The sequence below is a fragment of the Alkalilimnicola ehrlichii genome (assembly GCF_003399765.1).
GTDB lineage: Bacteria > Pseudomonadota > Gammaproteobacteria > Nitrococcales > AK92 > AK92.
Genome location: NZ_NFZV01000060.1, coordinates 1 through 4,779, shown reverse-complemented (window position 1 = coordinate 4,779; position 4,779 = coordinate 1). Strand labels below are relative to the sequence as shown.

The 4,779-nt window shown below is 59.7% G+C and carries 9 protein-coding genes; all 9 read right to left on the bottom strand.

The annotated features are described in order from the left end of the window. Nucleotides 1-140: 140 nt before the first annotated feature. The 9 genes from CAI21_RS22495 to CAI21_RS26210 all read right to left on the bottom strand — a co-directional run bounded on the left by CAI21_RS22495 (nucleotide 141) and on the right by CAI21_RS26210 (nucleotide 4,765). The gene (locus CAI21_RS22495; protein WP_116304357.1) at nucleotides 141-1,268 is read right to left on the bottom strand and encodes a phage integrase Arm DNA-binding domain-containing protein; all 1,128 of its coding nucleotides are present in this window, start codon (nucleotides 1,266-1,268) and stop codon (nucleotides 141-143) included. Nucleotides 1,269-1,570: 302 nt separating this feature from the next. Continuing rightward, nucleotides 1,571-1,744 carry a hypothetical protein gene (locus tag CAI21_RS23480; protein ID WP_181919603.1) on the bottom strand — a complete coding sequence of 58 codons (174 nt, stop codon included), beginning with the start codon at nucleotides 1,742-1,744 and terminating at the stop codon, nucleotides 1,571-1,573. Beyond that, on the bottom strand, nucleotides 1,737-2,210 hold the full coding sequence (locus tag CAI21_RS22490) for a hypothetical protein (protein WP_147305227.1): 474 nt from the start codon (nucleotides 2,208-2,210) through the stop codon (nucleotides 1,737-1,739). Before CAI21_RS22490 ends, CAI21_RS23480 begins: the two co-directional genes overlap by 8 nt. A gap of 5 nt (nucleotides 2,211-2,215) precedes the next feature. After that, a complete protein-coding gene (locus CAI21_RS23475) occupies nucleotides 2,216-2,389 on the bottom strand; it encodes a hypothetical protein (RefSeq protein WP_181919602.1) in 174 nt (57 codons plus the stop codon). A 3-nt stretch (nucleotides 2,390-2,392) separates the two neighbouring features. After that, the gene (locus tag CAI21_RS22485) at nucleotides 2,393-3,247 is read right to left on the bottom strand and encodes a hypothetical protein (RefSeq protein WP_116304355.1); all 855 of its coding nucleotides are present in this window, start codon (nucleotides 3,245-3,247) and stop codon (nucleotides 2,393-2,395) included. After that, nucleotides 3,240-3,530 (bottom strand): hypothetical protein, encoded by a 291-nt coding sequence (locus CAI21_RS22480; protein WP_116304354.1) that lies wholly within the window; start codon nucleotides 3,528-3,530, stop codon nucleotides 3,240-3,242. Before CAI21_RS22480 ends, CAI21_RS22485 begins: the two co-directional genes overlap by 8 nt. Before the next feature lie 249 nt (nucleotides 3,531-3,779). Next, nucleotides 3,780-4,163 (bottom strand): hypothetical protein, encoded by a 384-nt coding sequence (locus tag CAI21_RS22475; protein WP_116304353.1) that lies wholly within the window; start codon nucleotides 4,161-4,163, stop codon nucleotides 3,780-3,782. Between the two features lie 17 nt (nucleotides 4,164-4,180). Continuing rightward, a complete protein-coding gene (locus tag CAI21_RS22470; protein WP_116304352.1) occupies nucleotides 4,181-4,594 on the bottom strand; it encodes a single-stranded DNA-binding protein in 414 nt (137 codons plus the stop codon). 18 nt (nucleotides 4,595-4,612) lie between these two features. Continuing rightward, nucleotides 4,613-4,765, bottom strand: coding sequence for a siphovirus Gp157 family protein (locus tag CAI21_RS26210; RefSeq protein WP_404840908.1), 153 nt, complete (start codon nucleotides 4,763-4,765; stop codon nucleotides 4,613-4,615). Nucleotides 4,766-4,779: the final 14 nt, after the last annotated feature.

The following is a 4,779-nucleotide window of genomic DNA, read 5'->3' as shown; positions in this document are numbered from 1 at the left end:
CATGGGGTGCAGGTGGTCGGAGGTTCAAATCCTCTCACCCCGACCAAATAACTAAGGCCGTTCAAAGGGTTAGAGTTGACCCGGTGAGCGGCCTTTTTTGTTTCCCAAAACTTTCCCAATATTTTCCCAAAATCAGCACGTCACATGCCGCGCGCGTCAACCCACTGAATGCCATGTCCCTCAAGGTAGTGACCGGTCATTTTCTCAGTTGTGTGACTATAAATCGCCTGGATTTCTTCTTCAGTCCAACCTTGCTCTCGATAGAGATGTCCACCGAGACTTCTAATTTCATGGAAGGTGGGGCGCTGCTTTGGGTCGAGATGATCGTATAGCTTGAGCTGGTCGCGCAACTTCTTAAAGGTTCGCGTCAGAAGTTCCGCGCTTACCTTCGACCAGTGATCCTTTCCCTCCAAGTATTCGCGGCGCATCTTTTCAGGGCGTCGATGAATCAGGTAAGGGCTAACTAGCTCGTCGCGGCAGGCGTCGATCGCCTTCTGTAGCTTTGGGCCAATCCCAATGCGTACATAACCTGTCTGGTATCGCTCCACTTTCGCGCGGGAAACATGTAGCCAGCCATCTTTGATATGGTCGAATCTCATTTCGACCAGCTCCGCGCGGCTTTGCAAAGTTAACAGGGCTAAGTCTAGTGCGCGCTGGAACCAAGGCTCGGCGGCATCGTAAATCTTGTCGAACGACTCCTTGTCCAGCCGTTGCCGCTCTTTCGTGGCTGACTTAGGTATCGTCGCTGTCGCGGGATTAGCGTCACACAGCCCTTTGGCTTTTGCGTGCCGGAAGGCTAGGTCTAGGACAAAGCGATCAATATTACTTGTCCTGGGAGCTCTTGCATCTAAGTAACTTGCCACGTCCTTGACCGTCACGTCGGCAACTGCCTTCGCAGCCCAACGTTCCTTCGCAATATTCCTGGCGCGGCGCTGGTAGTCGATCAAGGTTTTCTCACCATACCCCTTGCCAGTTTTGTCCTTGTGCTCCGGCAGTATCTCCGCCGCGAAGCGCTCAAGCCACGTGCTGAACAGCACTGTTTCGCCAGCCAGGACCGCGCTCACGAGGTGTTCAGCCCCTTGAACTGGCATCAGCTTATTGTTGAGCAGTCGCGCAGCCTGAGATGCCTTTGCAAAGTCTGTCCCCATGCCGTGAAACTTGCCGGTCTGCGGGTGCTTATAACTGTAGTACGTCTTTCCGCCCTTCTTTTTCCCGTAGAGATTCTCGGGCCAGTTTCGGCGGCCGGATTTTCGCGGTCGTGGACTCATTGGTTATTCAGTACTTTGTCCGCAAGGTCGTTGCCGGTCTGTTCTTTTTCCAAGCATCAACGTTAATGTATACCCGGCGCGGCCCGATTATCCGGCCCGGCACATAGCCATTCTTCACCCAATCGCGAACAGTCCGCAAATCGGGGCGGCTATTGGGGTGGAACTCTTCGTTCGCCCAAGTCTTTGCGTCTACGTATGCCATCACCGCACCTCAATAATTCCAGCCCAATCCAACACCCACGCCAGAACAAGCGCGCCCACTGCCCAAGGCAGAGCTGCGGCTATGTCTCGTAGTCGTCGTTTCATTGCTCGCCCGGCCCCTTCGTCGCCTTCGCCAACAGCGCATACGCCGCTTTCCGCTGCTGCTTCGTCAGCTCGTCAGCGCTCGCGATGCTCTCGGCTTTTGCCCTGTCAGCTAGCGCCAGGTCAGGCACCGCGTTCCACAGCCGCGCTTGCAGCTTCTCGGTTTCAGTCATTGCGCGCGTCCGCTCCCGTTGTGCCGCTGTCGGCGGGTTGGTGTGCGCGTTCGTGTGCGTCGAGTTCGGCGAGGTCTTCGTTGGCGGCCCGCTGAGCAGCCAGCACTCCGCCGCCCGAAACGTCGCATCGCTGGATTGCATGTAACGCCTCCCGCACCCGCCGCAGCACGTCGGGGTCGGGCTGGGGTGTGGCTACCGACTCCTGCGCCATGTGCCACGGAGTCCAGTAGCCGTCTGTCTTCGGCACCGCTATGGGCGCCTTCGGTCCGTCCCACCGGATGCCGTATCGGGGTAGCTCAAACGGCCCCCCACTCTCACGGAGGGCGGCGATTGCGGTCTCGGCATACTCCATAAGGTCTTCTTGGCACGTTTCGCGCATAGACCGCTCCGGGAAGTCATCCCAAGGGCGGCCAAACCCATTTAGCGCGATCGCCCGCGCCACGGCTTCTATCTGCTTATCGGTCATGGCGCTCACCACTGATCGCTGTAGAGGATGGACCATCCGAACACGGTGACGCCCGCATAGAGCATCCCGTCGAGCATGTCCGGCACCCAATGAAGCTGGAACTTCCGATCCCTCGCCCAAGCGGGTTTGGCGACATGGAAGCGCCAGAAGATTCGTTTAACGGTGATTGGCAGCGGCATCCCTTACCCCTCCCCCTTGGCCGGGGCGGCGCGCCTTCTGCGCATAGGCTTCAGTGCCTCGCTCCACGGCTGGCCGGGGCCGAACATGGGGCGGCGCAGCACTTCCCAAGCGCTATAATCATCATTCAGGTATTCATCCCCTTCCTGCATGATTTCGCCGCGTAGCAGGGGGCGGTAGGCTCCATCCAGCACCCCCTGCGCCCCGGCGGCCTGTGGCACCATCCAGTCGGTGGTAAAGCTGCCGACGCCTTCCGCATGCGCCTCTGGAGAATGAGGCCACGGTGCGACAACGGCCTTTACCATCACCCCTGTGCGCTCGGCCACAGGCCCGAATCGCTCGTTGAACATCTCAGCCGCTTTCTCCGCGTGCGCTTTGCTGGGCGCAGCGTGCACGTCATCCGGCCCGAGCACATGCACGCACCAAAGCTCAGGTGTGCGTGGCTCGCCTTGCGCCTCGGCAGCGGGGGCGGTGAGCACGGCGTCGATTATGTCTCTCGCATGCCTGGGTACATGCGGATGGACCTCTCGCAGCGCCGCATCCTTCGCCTCCACCTGGGCGCGTAGGGCATGATTGTCGTCCAACATGCGCCGCAGCCGGCCACGCGCCGGGGCTATTGAAGGCGGAAGCCCTAGTTCCTCGCTGACGCGCGCAAGCACACGCTCCCGGTATTCCTCCCGCTCACGCTCGGCGGCGAATTCGGCTTCCAGTTCCGCAATCCGCTGATCCTTGCGCTCCATCCAGGAGACCACGCGCTCCATGTCGTGCTGATTGAGCTTGCTGCCATGCATTACGTGCAGAAAGAGCCGGCGGCAACACGCGGTGGTGGCGTCTCCCTGCGGGTTGATTTGGTTATCCATCGTCGTTCTCCTTGCGCGAGAGGGCGCTCTGTAGGCCAGCACCAACATGCTTAACCCACGACACAGCGAATTCCAGGCGGTGCGCTACGCCTCCGCCGGGACACCCACGTATGATGGGCTCTAAGGTGGCCAGGACTTCGTCGTCGATCAACCCGGCGACACTTTGGACCTCCCTGCGAAACCGCCCATTCTCGCGCTCAGCCCGCTCCAGCTTTTGCGACAGCTCCCGTACTTTGTTTTGCAGTCCCGCGTTTGTGCGTTTGAGTTGTTGTATGTCTGTCATAACAGCTACCCCAGTAGTAGCGCCGCCGCCGTTCCCATCGTCAGGCCCATAAGCCACCCAACTAGCTGTGCTCGGCTTACGCGCTTTTCGTATTCGTGTCGGTGCATTGTTCTTGCTCCGCTACTTGCCGGTCGCTTCCCGGCTCGTATTCGTATTCGGCGCATGTCTCCGGGAATTCCGGACGGTTGCGCGTGCAGATGTGCCGGCCCTGGGCGCAGGCGAAGTGACGGCAGGGCCAGCATTGAGGAATCACGCCGTCGCCTCGTGAGTAGTCTTGGGTGTCCTTGGAGTCGGCCACACTCGCCCATCTCGACGTTGCCACCGACGTTCCATGCCGATGCTCAAGAACTTCACGTCGACCCCGTATGCGCCTTCATGCACGTGTTCGCGAATGTCCTCATAGACGTATCCGTAGAGGTATCCACCGCACTCGGCTAGAAGCCAATCACGCACAACAAGGCAGTGCCGGCATGTTCTGTGCTGGTTGATCTCTCCCTGCCAAATGAAGCGCTCATCCATGTACTCTTCGCCAGGCTGAATTGAGCGCCTGCATTCGCTGCAACGGTGCGACTTACGGGCCTTGCGCTTATCCTGGCCTAGCATTACGACCGACCCGTCCGCGTCGTAGATCATGCACATAACTTCCTCCGCTACTCACTAAAACGGAATGTCGTCCGGAAATTCTTCTGCCGGCGCCTGCTGCTGAGACTGCCGCTCTGCTGCGGCTGACTCTGCGCCGGTTGCTGGCCGCTCGGCTTGCTGCCGCCTAGCTCAATGTCGTGCACGAACACCGCGAGCTTCGCGCCGTTGCTGCCGTCGCGCTTCTCGAACTCGTCGAGCCGCACTTCGCCCCGGATAAGCACCTTCGTTCCCTTGGTCAGGTACTGCGGCAACCCGCCCTCGGCCCGCTTGCCGAACAAGGCGCAGTCGAACCAGTGCGTGCGCTCCTTGTCTCCGTAGCCGGTTTTGTTCGCAACCGGGAAGGAGCAAACCGGCGTGCCGCCCTGCGTGTAGCGGACTTCCGCGTCCCGTCCGAGATTGCCGTCAAAGATGAATACGTGCATTCTTATTCCTCGCTCTCGTTACTTGATGACGACACGCTCGCCAGCTTCCAGGTACGCGCCTGGCACGTCCTCGCCTGCTTTCAGCGCGTCCTTAACTGCCTGCTTGTCGATCTCTGGCGGCGGCTGGCGGTAGAAATTCGCGGGAACAGCTTCGGCGTCACTGATTTGCACGCTCGTCGGATTTT